Source organism: Ruicaihuangia caeni (assembly GCF_040536845.1).
GTDB lineage: Bacteria > Actinomycetota > Actinomycetes > Actinomycetales > Microbacteriaceae > Ruicaihuangia > Ruicaihuangia caeni.
Genome location: NZ_CP159582.1, coordinates 1,696,102 through 1,709,245, shown reverse-complemented (window position 1 = coordinate 1,709,245; position 13,144 = coordinate 1,696,102). Strand labels below are relative to the sequence as shown.

Annotated in this window: 19 protein-coding genes; all 19 read right to left on the bottom strand. The window is 65.5% G+C overall.

The window, feature by feature from the left end; translation table 11 throughout:
• Window positions 1-3 precede the first annotated feature (3 nt).
• Window positions 4-402 carry a 30S ribosomal protein S8 gene (rpsH, locus tag ABV606_RS07910; protein WP_281488362.1) on the bottom strand — a complete coding sequence of 133 codons (399 nt, stop codon included), beginning with the start codon at window positions 400-402 and terminating at the stop codon, window positions 4-6.
• 83 nt (window positions 403-485) lie between these two features.
• The gene (gene rplE, locus ABV606_RS07905; RefSeq protein WP_281488361.1) at window positions 486-1,070 is read right to left on the bottom strand and encodes a 50S ribosomal protein L5; all 585 of its coding nucleotides are present in this window, start codon (window positions 1,068-1,070) and stop codon (window positions 486-488) included.
• A complete protein-coding gene (gene rplX / locus ABV606_RS07900) occupies window positions 1,070-1,429 on the bottom strand; it encodes a 50S ribosomal protein L24 (RefSeq protein WP_281488360.1) in 360 nt (119 codons plus the stop codon). Before rplX ends, rplE begins: the two co-directional genes overlap by 1 nt.
• Before the next feature lie 2 nt (window positions 1,430-1,431).
• Complete coding sequence (gene rplN / locus ABV606_RS07895; protein ID WP_281488359.1) at window positions 1,432-1,800, bottom strand: 50S ribosomal protein L14; 369 nt, start codon at window positions 1,798-1,800, stop codon at window positions 1,432-1,434.
• A gap of 34 nt (window positions 1,801-1,834) precedes the next feature.
• Window positions 1,835-2,125, bottom strand: a complete 291-nt coding sequence (gene rpsQ, locus ABV606_RS07890; protein WP_281488358.1) for a 30S ribosomal protein S17 — start codon at window positions 2,123-2,125, stop codon at window positions 1,835-1,837.
• Entirely contained in the window at window positions 2,125-2,454 is a 330-nt protein-coding gene (rpmC, locus tag ABV606_RS07885) for a 50S ribosomal protein L29 (protein ID WP_281488357.1), read from the bottom strand. The genes rpsQ and rpmC overlap by 1 nt, the downstream gene beginning before the upstream one ends.
• A complete protein-coding gene (rplP, locus tag ABV606_RS07880; protein WP_281488356.1) occupies window positions 2,454-2,873 on the bottom strand; it encodes a 50S ribosomal protein L16 in 420 nt (139 codons plus the stop codon). Before rplP ends, rpmC begins: the two co-directional genes overlap by 1 nt.
• 2 nt (window positions 2,874-2,875) lie before the next feature.
• Window positions 2,876-3,625 (bottom strand): 30S ribosomal protein S3, encoded by a 750-nt coding sequence (rpsC, locus tag ABV606_RS07875; RefSeq protein ID WP_281488355.1) that lies wholly within the window; start codon window positions 3,623-3,625, stop codon window positions 2,876-2,878.
• Window positions 3,626-3,991, bottom strand: a complete 366-nt coding sequence (gene rplV, locus ABV606_RS07870; protein WP_281488354.1) for a 50S ribosomal protein L22 — start codon at window positions 3,989-3,991, stop codon at window positions 3,626-3,628.
• Between the two features lie 26 nt (window positions 3,992-4,017).
• Window positions 4,018-4,299 (bottom strand): 30S ribosomal protein S19, encoded by a 282-nt coding sequence (gene rpsS / locus ABV606_RS07865; protein ID WP_281488353.1) that lies wholly within the window; start codon window positions 4,297-4,299, stop codon window positions 4,018-4,020.
• Between the two features lie 12 nt (window positions 4,300-4,311).
• The gene (gene rplB, locus ABV606_RS07860) at window positions 4,312-5,151 is read right to left on the bottom strand and encodes a 50S ribosomal protein L2 (RefSeq protein WP_281488352.1); all 840 of its coding nucleotides are present in this window, start codon (window positions 5,149-5,151) and stop codon (window positions 4,312-4,314) included.
• Window positions 5,152-5,170: 19 nt separating this feature from the next.
• Window positions 5,171-5,470: a 50S ribosomal protein L23 gene (gene rplW, locus ABV606_RS07855; protein WP_281488351.1), complete on the bottom strand. Its 300-nt coding sequence runs from the start codon at window positions 5,468-5,470 to the stop codon at window positions 5,171-5,173.
• Window positions 5,470-6,117, bottom strand: a complete 648-nt coding sequence (rplD, locus tag ABV606_RS07850; RefSeq protein WP_281488350.1) for a 50S ribosomal protein L4 — start codon at window positions 6,115-6,117, stop codon at window positions 5,470-5,472. The genes rplW and rplD overlap by 1 nt, the downstream gene beginning before the upstream one ends.
• 5 nt (window positions 6,118-6,122) lie before the next feature.
• Window positions 6,123-6,776 carry a 50S ribosomal protein L3 gene (gene rplC / locus ABV606_RS07845; protein ID WP_281488349.1) on the bottom strand — a complete coding sequence of 218 codons (654 nt, stop codon included), beginning with the start codon at window positions 6,774-6,776 and terminating at the stop codon, window positions 6,123-6,125.
• Window positions 6,777-6,786: 10 nt separating this feature from the next.
• Window positions 6,787-7,095, bottom strand: a complete 309-nt coding sequence (gene rpsJ, locus ABV606_RS07840; protein WP_027479364.1) for a 30S ribosomal protein S10 — start codon at window positions 7,093-7,095, stop codon at window positions 6,787-6,789.
• A gap of 1,647 nt (window positions 7,096-8,742) precedes the next feature.
• The gene (tuf, locus tag ABV606_RS07835; RefSeq protein WP_353987309.1) at window positions 8,743-9,936 is read right to left on the bottom strand and encodes an elongation factor Tu; all 1,194 of its coding nucleotides are present in this window, start codon (window positions 9,934-9,936) and stop codon (window positions 8,743-8,745) included.
• A 113-nt stretch (window positions 9,937-10,049) separates the two neighbouring features.
• Window positions 10,050-12,164, bottom strand: coding sequence for an elongation factor G (gene fusA, locus ABV606_RS07830; RefSeq protein WP_353987308.1), 2,115 nt, complete (start codon window positions 12,162-12,164; stop codon window positions 10,050-10,052).
• A 90-nt stretch (window positions 12,165-12,254) separates the two neighbouring features.
• Window positions 12,255-12,725 (bottom strand): 30S ribosomal protein S7, encoded by a 471-nt coding sequence (rpsG, locus tag ABV606_RS07825; protein WP_281488346.1) that lies wholly within the window; start codon window positions 12,723-12,725, stop codon window positions 12,255-12,257.
• Window positions 12,725-13,099 carry a 30S ribosomal protein S12 gene (gene rpsL, locus ABV606_RS07820; RefSeq protein ID WP_353987307.1) on the bottom strand — a complete coding sequence of 125 codons (375 nt, stop codon included), beginning with the start codon at window positions 13,097-13,099 and terminating at the stop codon, window positions 12,725-12,727. Before rpsL ends, rpsG begins: the two co-directional genes overlap by 1 nt.
• Window positions 13,100-13,144 lie beyond the last annotated feature (45 nt).

Here is a 13,144-nt window from a genome sequence, read left to right as displayed (position 1 = left end):
CGATCACCACACGTAGGCGAGGACTTCCCCACCCACGCCCTTCTTGCTCGCCTCGCGGTCGGTGAGGAGCCCCGAGGAGGTCGACAGGATGGCGATGCCGAGGCCACCCATGACGGTGGGGATCTCGGTCGAGCGCGCGTACACGCGGAGGCCGGGCTTCGACACGCGCTTGATGCCCGAGATCGAGCGCTCACGGTTCTGGCCGTACTTGAGGTCCAACGTCAGGGTCTGACCGACGCGGGCGTCTTCGACCTTCCAGTCGGCGATGTATCCCTCACGCTTGAGGATCTGGGCGATGTTGGACTTCAGCTTGCTGCTGGGAAGCGACACCGACTCGTGGTGAGCCGAGTTCGCGTTGCGCAGTCTGGTCAGCATGTCTGCGACCGGATCTGTCATGGTCATGAGGGAAGGTTCTCTCTCTCGTCTGGTATCGACACCCGTTCCGCGGATGCCGACCTGGGCGGATTGCTATTCGGTTGTAGTGCTCAGCTCGCGTCGTCGGCCTTGAAGGGGAATCCGAGCGCCCGGAGGAGCGCACGACCTTCTTCGTCCGTCTTGGCAGTGGTCACGACCGTGATGTCGAAGCCGCGCACGCGGTCGATCTTGTCCTGGTCGATCTCGTGGAACACCGACTGCTCCTGCAAGCCGAAGGTGTAGTTGCCGTTGCCGTCGAACTGCTTCGGCGACAGGCCGCGGAAGTCGCGGATGCGAGGCAGGGCCAGCGAGAGCAGGCGGTCGAGGAACTCCCACGCGCGGTCACCGCGAAGGGTGGTGTGCGCGCCGATCGGCATGCCGTCACGCAGCTTGAACTGCGCGATCGACTTGCGGGCCTTGGTCACCTGCGGCTTCTGGCCGGTGATCGCGGCGAGGTCGCGCACGGCGCCCTCGATCACCTTGCTGTCACGAGCCGCCTCACCGACACCGGTGTTGACGACGATCTTCACAAGACCCGGCACCTGGTTCACGTTCGAGTAGCCGAACTGCTCAGTCAGCTGCGCGATGATCTCGCTGCGGTACTTCTGCTTGAGGCGCGGCTGGATTTTGCCAGCCACAGCGGCAGTGTTGCTCATCAGAGGGTCTCACCTGACTTCTTGGAGTAGCGGACGCGAACGGTCTTGGTGACACCGTTCTTCTCCACCGTCTCGGTACGGAAGCCCACGCGGGTCGGCTTCTTGGTCTTGGGGTCGACCAGCGCAACGTTCGACACGTGGATCGGCGCCTCGTGCGTCTCGATGCCACCGGTCTTGGTGCCGCGCTGGGTCTGGCCCACGCGAACGTGCTTGGTGACGAGGTTGATGCCCTCAACGACCACGCGGTTCTTCTCGGGGATCACCGAGATGACGCGACCCTGCTTGCCACGGTCACCGCCGCGGGCCTGCGTGGCTCCGCTGATGACCTGCACGAGGTCACCCTTCTTGATGTTTGCCATGACTAAATGACCTCCGGGGCCAGCGAGACGATCTTCATGAACTTCTTGTCGCGAAGCTCACGGCCGACCGGTCCGAAGATGCGGGTGCCGCGCGGCTCCCCGTCGTTCTTCAGGATCACGGCGGCGTTCTCGTCGAACTTGATGTACGACCCGTCGGGACGGCGGGTGTTCTTCTTGGACCGCACGATGACCGCCTTGACGACATCGCCCTTCTTGACGTTGCCGCCGGGGATGGCATCCTTCACGGTCGCCACGATGATGTCGCCGAGGCCGGCGTAGCGGCGGCCAGACCCTCCGAGCACACGGATGGTCAGCAGCTCCTTCGCGCCGGTGTTGTCGGCGACCTTGAGCCTGGATTCCTGCTGAATCACGTTCTGAACTCCTTATCGAAGCAAGCCCAGGGGCTTACTTGGCCTTCTCGACGATCTCGACCAGGCGCCAGCGCTTGGTAGCGCTCAAGGGACGGGTCTCAGCGATGACCACGAGGTCGCCGATGCCGGCGGTGTTGTTCTCGTCGTGCACATTGCGCTTCGACGTACGACGCATGACCTTGCCGTACAGCGGGTGCTTCTTGCGGTCCTCGACCTCGACGACGATGGTCTTGTCCATCTTGTCGCTGACGACGTAGCCGCGCTGCGTCTTGCGGTAGCCGCGCACGAGATCCTCGGCGGCGACCTTCTTCTCGGCCTCAGCCATCACTTGGTCTCCTCGGTCTCAGCGGCCTCGGGAGCGGCCGACTCAGCGGCATCCTTCTTGGCCTTGCTCTTCTTCTCGGCCTTGGCGGGAGCCTCGACCGGGGCGGGGGTGGCACGAATACCGAGCTCGCGCTCACGGATCACCGTGTAGATGCGAGCGATGTCGCGCTTGACCGCACGGAGGCGGCCGTGGTTCTCGAGCTGGCCGGTCGCCGCCTGAAAGCGAAGGTTGAAGAGCTCTTCCCTCGACTTCTTCAGGGCGTCAGCCAGCCGGTCGTCTTCGAACGTGTCGAGCTCGGCGGGTGCGAACTCCTTGGAACCGATCGCCATTACGCGTCGCCCTCCTCGCGCTTGATGATGCGTGCCTTGAGGGGCAGCTTGTGGATAGCACGGGTCAGGGCCTCGCGAGCGAGCTCCTCGTTCACACCGGCGACCTCGAACAGGACGCGACCCGGCTTGACGTTCGCGACCCACCACTCGGGCGAGCCCTTACCCGAACCCATGCGGGTCTCGGCGGGCTTCTTGGTCAGCGGACGGTCGGGGTAGATGTTGATCCACACCTTTCCACCACGCTTTATGTGACGGGTCATCGCGATACGAGCGGCCTCGATCTGACGGTTGGTCACGTAGGCGGGGGTGAGGGCCTGGATGCCGAAGTCACCGAACGTGACCTTGGTGCCACCCGAGGCCTGACCGCTGCGGCCCGGGTGGTGCTGCTTGCGGTACTTGACTCGACGGGGAATAAGCATGGTTACGCCTCAACTCCTGCAGCGGCGGGCTGCTCGGCGCGGGGGCCACGGCGTCCGCCATCACGACGCTCGCGCGAAGGCTTCTGGTTGGCCTGCTCGCGGGCAAGTTCCTTGTTGGTGATGTCGCCCTTGTAGATCCAGACCTTCACGCCGATGCGGCCGAAGGTGGTGCGGGCCTCGTAGAAGCCGTAGTCGATGTTCGCGCGGAGCGTGTGCAGCGGCACCCGGCCCTCGCGGTAGAACTCCGAACGGCTCATCTCGGCGCCGCCGAGACGACCCGACACCTGGATGCGGACACCCTTGGCGCCGGCGCGCTGCGCGCCCTGCAGACCCTTGCGCATCGCGCGGCGGAAGGCCACGCGGGCGCTGAGCTGCTCGGCGATGCCCTGGGCGACCAGCTGTGCGTCGGCCTCGGGGTTCTTCACCTCGAGGATGTTGAGCTGGATCTGCTTGCCGGTGAGCTTCTCGAGGTCGGCGCGGATGCGCTCGGCCTCGGCGCCGCGGCGGCCGATGACGATACCCGGGCGAGCGGTGTGGATGTCCACACGCACACGGTCACGGGTGCGCTCGATCTCGATGCGGGACACGCCCGCGCGGTCGAGGTCCTTCGTCAGCATCCGGCGGATCCTGACGTCTTCCTCAACGTAGTCGGCGTAGCGCTGGCCGGCCTTGGTGCTGTCGGAGAACCACCGCGACACGTGGTCGGTGGTGATACCGAGCCGGAAGCCGTACGGGTTTACTTTCTGGCCCATTTACTTCGTACCCTCCTCAGGCGTGGCGAGCACAACAGTGATGTGGCTGGTGCGCTTGTTGATACGGAAGGCACGACCCTGCGCGCGCGGCTGGAAACGCTTGAGGGTGGTGCCCTCGTCGACGAATGCCTTCGCGATGTACAGGTCTTGCTCGTCCAGGTAGGCGCCGGCGGCATCCGCCTTGACCCGTGCGTTGGCGATCGCCGAGGCGACCAGCTTGTACACGGGCTCGCTCGCGCCCTGGGGGGCGAACTTCAGGATGGCCAGGGCCTCGGAGGCCTGCTTGCCGCGGATCATGTTGACGACGCGGCGGGCCTTCTGAGGCGTAACGCGGATGTGTCGCACGCGTGCGATCGACTCCACCATGTTTCTTTCCTCCTCACGTCACCGCGTCAGCGGCGACGGCCCTTCTTGTCGTCCTTCACGTGTCCACGGAAGGTGCGGGTGGGCGCGAACTCGCCGAGCTTGTGCCCGACCATGGTCTCGGTGACGAACACCGGGATGTGCTTGCGACCGTCGTGCACGGCGATGGTGTGACCGAGCATCGACGGCACGATCATCGACCGGCGCGACCAGGTCTTGATGACGTTCTTGGTGTTGGCCTCGTTCTGCGTGACGACCTTGCGAAGCAGGTGCTCGTCGACGAAGGGGCCCTTCTTCAGACTGCGTGGCATCTTCTACAACTCCTACTTGCGCTTCTTACCGACGGTGCGACGACGAACGATGAGCTTGTCGCTCTCGAGGTTCGGCTTGCGGGTGCGGCCCTCAGGCTGACCCCACGGGCTGACCGGGTGGCGACCACCGGAGGTCTTGCCCTCACCACCACCGTGCGGGTGGTCGATCGGGTTCATCGCGACACCGCGGACGGTCGGGCGGACGCCCTTCCAGCGCATACGGCCGGCCTTGCCCCAGTTGATGTTCGCCTGCTCGGCGTTGCCGACCTCGCCGACGGTCGCGCGGCAGCGCGCGTCGACGTTGCGGATCTCGCCCGAGGGCATGCGCAGCTGGGCGTACGGGCCTTCCTTCGCCACGAGACGAACGGATGCCCCGGCGGAACGCGCGATCTTGGCACCGCCACCGGGCTTCAGCTCGATCGCGTGAACGACCGTACCGACCGGGATGTTCTTCAGCGGCAGGTTGTTGCCGGGCTTGATGTCAGCCGACGGACCCGACTCGACGATGTCGCCCTGCTTGAGCTTGTTCGGCGCGATGATGTAGCGCTTGGTGCCGTCCACGAAGTGCAGCAGCGCGATGCGCGCAGTGCGGTTCGGGTCGTACTCGATGTGCGCGACCTTGGCGTTCACGCCGTCCTTGTCATTGCGACGGAAGTCGATGACGCGGTACTGACGCTTGTGGCCGCCACCGATGTGACGCGTGGTGATGCGGCCCTGGTTGTTGCGGCCACCGGTCTTGGCGAGCGGGCGCAGCAGCGACTTCTCGGGGGTCGAACGGGTGACCTCGGCGAAGTCCGCGACCGACGAACCGCGACGACCAGGGGTCGTGGGCTTGTACTTGCGAATAGACATGTCTTGTTCCTCTGGTCCCTTATCCGACAGCCGTGAAGATGTCGATGGAGCCCGACTTCAGGGTCACGATGGCGCGCTTGGTGTCCTTGCGCTTGCCGATGCCGAAGCGGGTGCGGCGGGTCTTGCCGGCGCGGTTCAGCGTGTTCACCGAGGCGACCTTCACGCCGAAGATCTTCTCGACCGCGAGCTTGATCTCGGTCTTGTTCGAGCGCGGGTCCACGATGAACGTGTACTTGCCCTCGTCGATCAGGCCGTAGCTCTTCTCGCTGACGACCGGGGCGATGATGATCTCGCGGGGGTCCTTGTTGAGAGCGGCCATTATGCGCTGACCTCTTCCTTCTTGGTCTTCGACGCGACGAACGCTTCGAACGCAGCCTTGGTGAAGACGATGTCGTCGCTCACGAGCACGTCGTAGGCGTTCAGCTGGTCGGCCGGCAGCACGTGCACGGTGGGCAGGTTGCGCACGCTGAGGTACGCGTTGTCGTCGTCGCGCTCGAGCACGATGAGCACGTGCTTCGACTGGGCGACATTCGACAGGAGCGAGAGCGCGCCCTTGGTCGAAGGACCCTCGGGGGTGATCGCCTCGACCACGTGCACGCGTCCACCGCGAGCGCGGTCGGACAGCGCGCCGAGCAGTGCGGCGGCGATCATCTTCTTGGGGGTGCGCTGCGAGTAGTCGCGCGGCTGCGGGCCGTGCACCACGCCACCGCCGGTCATCTGCGGGGCACGGATCGAACCCTGGCGGGCGCGGCCGGTGCCCTTCTGCTTGAACGGCTTGCGGCCGGCGCCGGAGACCTCACCACGACGCTTGGTCTTGTGAGTGCCCTGGCGCGCTGCGGCGAGCTGCGCCACGACGACCTGGTGGATGAGCGGGACGTTGGTCTGGACGTCGAACAGCTCGGCGGGCAGCTCGACGGAGCCGGCCTTCTTGCCGTTGGCGTCGAGGACGTCGATCGAGGTAGCCATGAGAACTACGCTCCCTTCACGGCGTTGCGAACGAACACGAGCCGGCCGCGCGCGCCGGGAACGGCGCCCTTGACCAGCAGCAGGCCCTTCTCGGCGTCGACCGAGTGCACCTTGAGGTTGAGCACCGTCACGCGGTCGCCGCCCATGCGGCCCGCCATGCGCTGGCCCTTGAACACGCGGCCGGGGGTGGCCGAGGCGCCGATCGAACCGGGCTTGCGGTGGTTGCGGTGAGCACCGTGCGAGGCGCTCACACCGGCAAAGTTGTGGCGCTTCATCACACCGGCGAAGCCCTTGCCCTTGCTGGTGCCGACGACGTCGACCAGCTGACCGGCCTCGAAGATGTCGACAGTGAGCTCCTGGCCGACCGAGTACTCAGCGGCATCCGACGTGCGGAGCTCCGTGAGGTGACGGCGAGGGGTCACGCCGGCCTTGGTGAAGTGGCCGGTGGCGGGCTTGTTGACCTTGCGGGGGTCGATTTGACCGGCAGCGATCTGAACCGCGCTGTAGCCGTCGACCTCTTCCGAGCGGATCTGGGTGACGACGTTGGGGCTGATCTCGACCACGGTCACGGGCACGAGCTTGTTGTTCTCGTCCCAGACCTGGGTCATGCCGAGCTTCTTGCCAAGGAGGCCCTTGGTGGTCTTCTTCGCAGCAGACACTGGTTCCTCCTTAGAGCTTGATCTCGATGTTGACGTCTGCGGGCAGGTCGAGGCGCATCAGCGAGTCGACAGCCTTGGGCGTCGGGTCGATGATGTCGATGAGGCGCTTGTGGGTGCGCTTCTCGAAGTGCTCTCGGCTGTCCTTGTACTTGTGAGGCGAACGGATCACGACGACCACGTTCTTCTCAGTGGGAAGGGGCACCGGGCCTACAACGGTCGCGCCTGCACGGGTCACCGTGTCGACGATCTTGCGCGCCGAGGTGTCGATGACCTCATGGTCATACGACTTCAGTCGAATGCGGATCTTCTGTCCCGCCATCTCTGACTCTCTCTCCTGTCAAGGCGTCGTACATCCCGGGGGCTGCATTGGACGCCGTAGTAGCACTACTGCTGTCGCACCACTGTTTTTCTGTCAAATCTCACCGACTCCGCCCCCGGCGCGCACGCGCCCAGCTGGTGCCGGGCACACACGTCTCCCCGATGAACGGAGGAAGTCGATTCAAGTCGTGTTCTGCTGCCCGCGGCCTAGACTCAGCGCGCCTGAGGCGCGGGTCTATGCACTGCCCTGACAGTGATCCACGCGTAGCGCGCGGAATGTTGAACTAGACGAGTTTAGCGGCATGGTTCGCATTGCCGCAAACCCGGGCGTGTCGCGCGCGGTTCCGCGGAATCGTGCGGAAGTCGCGGGCGGGGCACGGATGCTGCGGGGCGGGGTTCACCGCATCCTCGCAGCCTGTTGGTTTTCGGGCAGTTTCGGACCTCGCTCGCCCTGTCGCGACGGTTTGCTGCAGTCGCGGGTGTTGGAACCCGCGCGGGCGCACTAAACCCTCGCGACAGCGGGTGGAGGTTGTGCAACCGGATGCCTGTGGCCGAAGACGGATGCCGAAGACGGATGTGGGCCTCGTCGATACGCACCCCGACGGGTGCGCGCGGCTTTGCTGCCGTCGCGCGCTCTCGCAAGGGTTTGCTGCAGTCGCGAGTGTTGGAACCCGCGCGGGTGCGGCAAACCCTCGCGACAGCGAGTGGAACCGCGGCATCGGATGCCTGTGGCCCAAAGCGATGTGGACCGCGTGAGCACCTAGCCGGCGGGTGCGCGCGGGCTCTTGCTGCCGTCGCGCGCTCTCGCGAGGGCTTGCTGCAGTCGCGGGTGGTGGAACCCGCGGGTGCGCTCGGGTTTGCTGCACGCGCGGGGGTTGGAACCCGCGCGGGTGCCCTGAACCCTCGCGACAGCGGGTGGAGGTTGTGGAACCGGATGCCTGTGGCCGAAGACGGATGCCGAAGACGGATGTGGGCCTCCGCACCCCGGCGGGTGCGCTCGGGTCTGCTCCGAAGACGAATGCCGAAGACGGATGTGGGCCTCGTCGATACGCACCCCGACGGGTGCGCGCGGGCTTTGCTGCCGTCGCGCGCTCTCGCAAGGGTTTGCTGCAGTCGCGGGTGGTGGAACCCGCGGGTGCAGCAAACCTTCGCGACAGCGAGTGGAACCGCGGCACCGGATGCCTGTGGCCCAAAGCGATGTGGACCGCGTGAGCACTTAGCCGGCGGGGGCGCGCGGGCTTTGCTGCCGTCGCGCGCTCCCGCAAGGGTTTGCTGCAGTCGCGGGTGGTGGAACCCGCGGGTGCGCTCGGGTTTGCTGCACGCGCGGGGGTTGGAACCCGCGCGGGTGCACTGAACCCTCGCGACAGCGGGCGGAAACGATGGCACTGGATGCCTGTGGCCCAAGAGGCGATATGGGCCGCGTGAGCACGTACCCGGCGGGCGCGCGCGGGCTTTGCCGCAGTCGCGCGCTCTCGCGAGGGTTTGCTGCAGTCGCGGGGGTTGGAACCCGCGCGGGTGCACCAATCCTCGCGACAGCAGGAGGAGGCCGTGGGCAGCCAGACGGGTGCATGTGCAGGCGGGAAAGCGAAAGGGGCCGGACCCGAAGGTCCGACCCCTGACGTTGCAGCGAGTGCTACTTGAGCGAGTGCTACTTGATGATCTTGGTCACCGTACCGGCGCCCACGGTGCGGCCACCCTCACGGATGGCGAAGCCGAGGCCCTCCTCCATGGCGATCGGCTGGATGAGCTCGACCGTCATGTCGGTGGTGTCGCCGGGCATGACCATCTCGGTGCCCTCGGGCAGCGTGATGACGCCGGTGACGTCGGTGGTACGGAAGTAGAACTGCGGGCGGTAGTTGCCGTAGAACGGGTTGTGACGGCCACCCTCATCCTTCGACAGGATGTAGGCGGTGCCCTCGAACTGCGTGTGAGGGGTGACCGAACCCGGCTTCACGACGACCTGGCCGCGCTCGACGTCCTCGCGCTTGGTGCCGCGGAGGAGCAGACCACAGTTCTCGCCGGCCCATGCCTCGTCGAGCTGCTTGTGGAACATCTCGATACCGGTGACGGTGGTCTTCTGCGTCGGGCGGATGCCGACGATCTCGACCTCGGAGTTGATGGCGAGGGTGCCGCGCTCGGCACGACCGGTGACGACGGTGCCACGACCGGTGATCGTGAAGACGTCTTCGATCGGCATGAGGAACGGCTTGTCGCGGTCACGCACCGGGTCGGGGATGTTGTCGTCAGCGGCCTGCATGAGGTCGAGGATCGACTGCGTCCACTTCTCGTCGCCCTCGAGCGCCTTGAGCGCCGAGACGCGAACGACCGGAGCGTCGTCGCCGGGGAAGCCCTGGCTCGACAGCAGCTCGCGAACCTCGAGCTCGACGAGCTCCAGGATCTCCTCGTCGTCGACCATGTCGGACTTGTTGAGGGCCACCATGAGGTACGGAACGCCGACCTGCTTCGCGAGCAGCACGTGCTCACGGGTCTGAGCCATCGGGCCGTCGGTCGCCGCGACCACGAGGATCGCGCCGTCCATCTGAGCGGCACCGGTGATCATGTTCTTGATGTAGTCGGCGTGACCCGGGGCGTCAACGTGCGCGTAGTGGCGCTTCGGCGTCTCGTACTCGATGTGCGAGATGTTGATGGTGATACCACGCTGGCGCTCTTCAGGAGCGGAGTCGATCGTCGCGAAGTCGCGCTGAACGTTGGTCGCCGACGGGTACTTGTCAGCAAGCACCTTCGAGATCGCGGCAGACAGCGTGGTCTTGCCGTGGTCGACGTGACCGATCGTTCCGATGTTGACGTGCGGCTTGGTCCGCTCGAACTTGGCCTTAGCCACTGTGGGTCCTCCTCAGGACTCTCTCGTGTCGGCGCCCGGCCTGGATGGTCGAGGCGTTCACTGGTTGGTGTGTATTTATGTTACTCGGGCTCGGCGAGCCCTCGCGCGGTGGGCTATTCGCCCTTGTGCTTCTGGACGATCTCGTCGGCGACAGCCTTCGGGACCTCCGCGTAGGACTCGAAGCTCATCGAGTACACGGCGCGACCCGAGGTCTTCGACCGAAGGTCGCCCACGTATCCGAACATCTCCGACAGCGGCACGCTCGCACGCACCACCTTGACGCCGGTGGCGTCCTCCATCGACTGGATCTGACCGCGCCGCGAGTTCAGGTCGCCGATGACGTCACCCATGTACTCCTCAGGGGTGCGCACCTCGACGGCCATCAACGGCTCGAGCAGAACCGGGTTCGCCTTCCGAGCGGCCTCCTTGTAGGCCATCGAACCGGCGATCTTGAACGCCATCTCCGAGGAGTCGACGTCGTGGTAAGCACCATCCACCAGGATGGCCTTCACACCCACGGTCGGGAAGCCCGCAAGCACGCCGGTGTTCATGGCGTCGCGGATGCCGGCATCCACCGAAGGAATGTACTCGCGAGGCACGCGGCCACCCGTGACCTGGCTCTCGAACTCGTAGATCTTGTCGCCCTCGACCGCCATGGGCTCGAGAGAGATCTGGACCTTCGCGAACTGACCGGAGCCACCAGTCTGCTTCTTGTGGGTGTAGTCGTACTTCTCGACCGTCTTCTTGAGGGTCTCGCGGTATGCGACCTGCGGCTTGCCGACGTTCGCCTCGACCTTGAACTCGCGCTTCATGCGGTCGACGAGGATGTCGAGGTGCAGCTCACCCATGCCCTTGATGACGGTCTGGCCGGTCTCGGGGTTGAGCTCGACGCGGAACGTCGGGTCTTCTTCAGCGAGCTTCTGGATCGCGGTGCCGAGCTTCTCCTGGTCGGCCTTGGTGTTCGGCTCGATGGCGACCTCGATCACCGGCTCCGGGAACGTCATCGACTCGAGCACGACCTGGGCGTTCGGGTCGCAGAGGGTGTCACCAGTGGTGGTGTCCTTGAGGCCGATGACCGCGTAGATGTGCCCGGCGGTGATGCTGTCGACCGGGTTCTCCTTGTTGGCGTGCATCTGGAAGATCTTGCCGATGCGCTCCTTCTTGCCCTTGGTCGAGTTGACGACCTGGGCGCCGGAGTCGGCACGACCCGAGTAGACGCGCACATAGGTGAGGCGGCCGAAGAACGGGTGCACGGCGACCTTGAACGCGAGTGCCGCGAAGGGCTCGTTCGCGTCGGGACGGCGCTCGACGACCTTCTCCTCGTCGCGCACGTCGTGGGCCTCGACGGCCTCGACGTCGAGCGGGCTGGGGAGGTAGTCGACGACCGCGTCGAGCATAGGCTGCACGCCGCGGTTCTTGAACGCCGAGCCGCAGAGCACCGGGTAGATCTCGCTGTTGATCACGAGCTTGCGAATCGCAGCCTTGATCTCGGGGATGGTGATCTCTTCGCCGCCGAAGAACTTCTCCAGGAGCGCGTCGTCGGTCTCGGCGACGGTCTCGAGGAGCTGCTGGTGGTACTCCTCAGCCTTCTCCTTGAGCTCGGCGGGGATCTCGGTCGTCTCGTACGAGGCGCCCATGGTCACATCGCCCTTGGCGTCGCCGGGCCACACGAGGGCCTTCATCTCGACCAGATCGACCACGCCCACGAAGTCGCTCTCCGAGCCGATGGGCAGCTGCAGCACGAGCGGCTTCGCGCCGAGGCGCTTGATGATGGTGTCGACCGTGAAGTAGAAGTCGGCGCCGAGCTTGTCCATCTTGTTGACGAAGCAGATGCGCGGAACGTTGTACTTGTCGGCCTGGCGCCACACCGTCTCGGACTGCGGCTCGACACCTTCCTTGCCGTCGAACACGGCGACGGCGCCATCGAGCACGCGAAGCGAGCGCTCCACCTCGACGGTGAAGTCGACGTGGCCCGGCGTGTCGATGATGTTGATCTGGGTGCCGTTCCAGAAGCAGGTCGTGGCGGCCGACGTGATCGTGATGCCGCGCTCCTGCTCCTGCGCCATCCAGTCCATGGTCGCGGCACCGTCGTGCGACTCACCGATCTTGTGGTTCACACCCGTGTAGAACAGGATGCGCTCGGTGGTGGTGGTCTTTCCGGCATCGATGTGCGCCATGATGCCGATGTTGCGGACCTTCTTCAGGTCGGTGAGCACGTCGAGTGCCACGGGGTTCCTCCGTTGTGGGGTTGGAGCGATTTCGTTACCGGATGCCGCGAGCCTCCGTTGTGCGGTGGCCGCGGCATCCGGCACTGGTTCTTACCAGCGGTAGTGCGCGAACGCCTTGTTGGACTCGGCCATCTTGTGAGTGTCCTCACGGCGCTTGACCGCGGCGCCGAGGCCGTTCGAAGCGTCGAGGATCTCGTTGGTGAGGCGGTCGGTCATCGTCTTCTCACGACGAGCCTTGGCGTAGCTCGTGAGCCAGCGGAGGGCGAGCGTGTTCGCACGGTGAGGCTTGACCTCGACCGGCACCTGGTAGGTCGAGCCGCCGACGCGGCGGCTGCGGACCTCGAGGGTGGGGCGCACGTTGTCGAGCGCCTTCTTGAGCACGGTCACGGCATCCTGGCCCGACTTGTTGGCCACGTTCTCGAGCGCGCCGTAGACGATGCGCTCTGCGAGGCCCTTCTTGCCGTCGAGCAGGATCTTGTTCACCAGCTGGCTGACGATGGGTGCGTTGTAGACCGGGTCGGCGACGACCGGGCGCTTCGGAGCAGGTCCCTTGCGAGGCATTACTTCTTCTCCATCTTCGCGCCGTAGCGGCTGCGGGCCTGCTTGCGGTTCTTCACGGCCTGGGTGTCGAGCGCACCGCGCACGATCTTGTAGCGCACGCCGGGGAGGTCCTTCACACGACCGCCGCGCACGAGCACCATCGAGTGCTCCTGCAGGTTGTGGCCCTCGCCGGGGATGTAGGCGGTGACCTCGGTGCCGTTGGAGAGCTTCACGCGGGCGACCTTGCGAAGGGCCGAGTTCGGCTTCTTCGGGGTGGTGGTGTACACACGCGTGCACACGCCGCGCTGCTGGGGGTTGGCCTTCAGGGCGGGCGCCTTGGTCTTCGCGACCTTGGGCGTGCGACCCTTTCGGACCAACTGCTGAATAGTTGGCACTGAAATTGCTCCTTGTTGGTGCTGCACGGTGACAGCGGTTCGATG

Bases quoted from the DNA above. Each gene is read 5' to 3' on its own strand.
- rplV (WP_281488354.1), bottom strand. From the start codon at position 3,991: ATGGTGGAGTCGATCGCACGCGTGCGACACATCCGCGTTACGCCTCAG.
- rpsJ (WP_027479364.1), bottom strand. From the start codon at position 7,095: ATGGCGGGACAGAAGATCCGCATTCGACTGAAGTCGTATGACCATGAG.
- rplP (WP_281488356.1), bottom strand. From the start codon at position 2,873: ATGCTTATTCCCCGTCGAGTCAAGTACCGCAAGCAGCACCACCCGGGC.
- rpsH (WP_281488362.1), bottom strand. From the start codon at position 402: ATGACCATGACAGATCCGGTCGCAGACATGCTGACCAGACTGCGCAAC.
- rpmC (WP_281488357.1), bottom strand. From the start codon at position 2,454: ATGGCGATCGGTTCCAAGGAGTTCGCACCCGCCGAGCTCGACACGTTC.
- rplX (WP_281488360.1), bottom strand. From the start codon at position 1,429: ATGGCAAACATCAAGAAGGGTGACCTCGTGCAGGTCATCAGCGGAGCC.
- rpsS (WP_281488353.1), bottom strand. From the start codon at position 4,299: ATGCCACGCAGTCTGAAGAAGGGCCCCTTCGTCGACGAGCACCTGCTT.
- rpsC (WP_281488355.1), bottom strand. From the start codon at position 3,625: ATGGGCCAGAAAGTAAACCCGTACGGCTTCCGGCTCGGTATCACCACC.
- rplB (WP_281488352.1), bottom strand. From the start codon at position 5,151: ATGTCTATTCGCAAGTACAAGCCCACGACCCCTGGTCGTCGCGGTTCG.
- rplD (WP_281488350.1), bottom strand. From the start codon at position 6,117: ATGGCTACCTCGATCGACGTCCTCGACGCCAACGGCAAGAAGGCCGGC.
- rpsG (WP_281488346.1), bottom strand. From the start codon at position 12,725: ATGCCTCGCAAGGGACCTGCTCCGAAGCGCCCGGTCGTCGCCGACCCG.
- rplE (WP_281488361.1), bottom strand. From the start codon at position 1,070: ATGAGCAACACTGCCGCTGTGGCTGGCAAAATCCAGCCGCGCCTCAAG.
- rpsQ (WP_281488358.1), bottom strand. From the start codon at position 2,125: ATGGCTGAGGCCGAGAAGAAGGTCGCCGCCGAGGATCTCGTGCGCGGC.
- rplW (WP_281488351.1), bottom strand. From the start codon at position 5,470: ATGGCCGCTCTCAACAAGGACCCCCGCGAGATCATCATCGCCCCGGTC.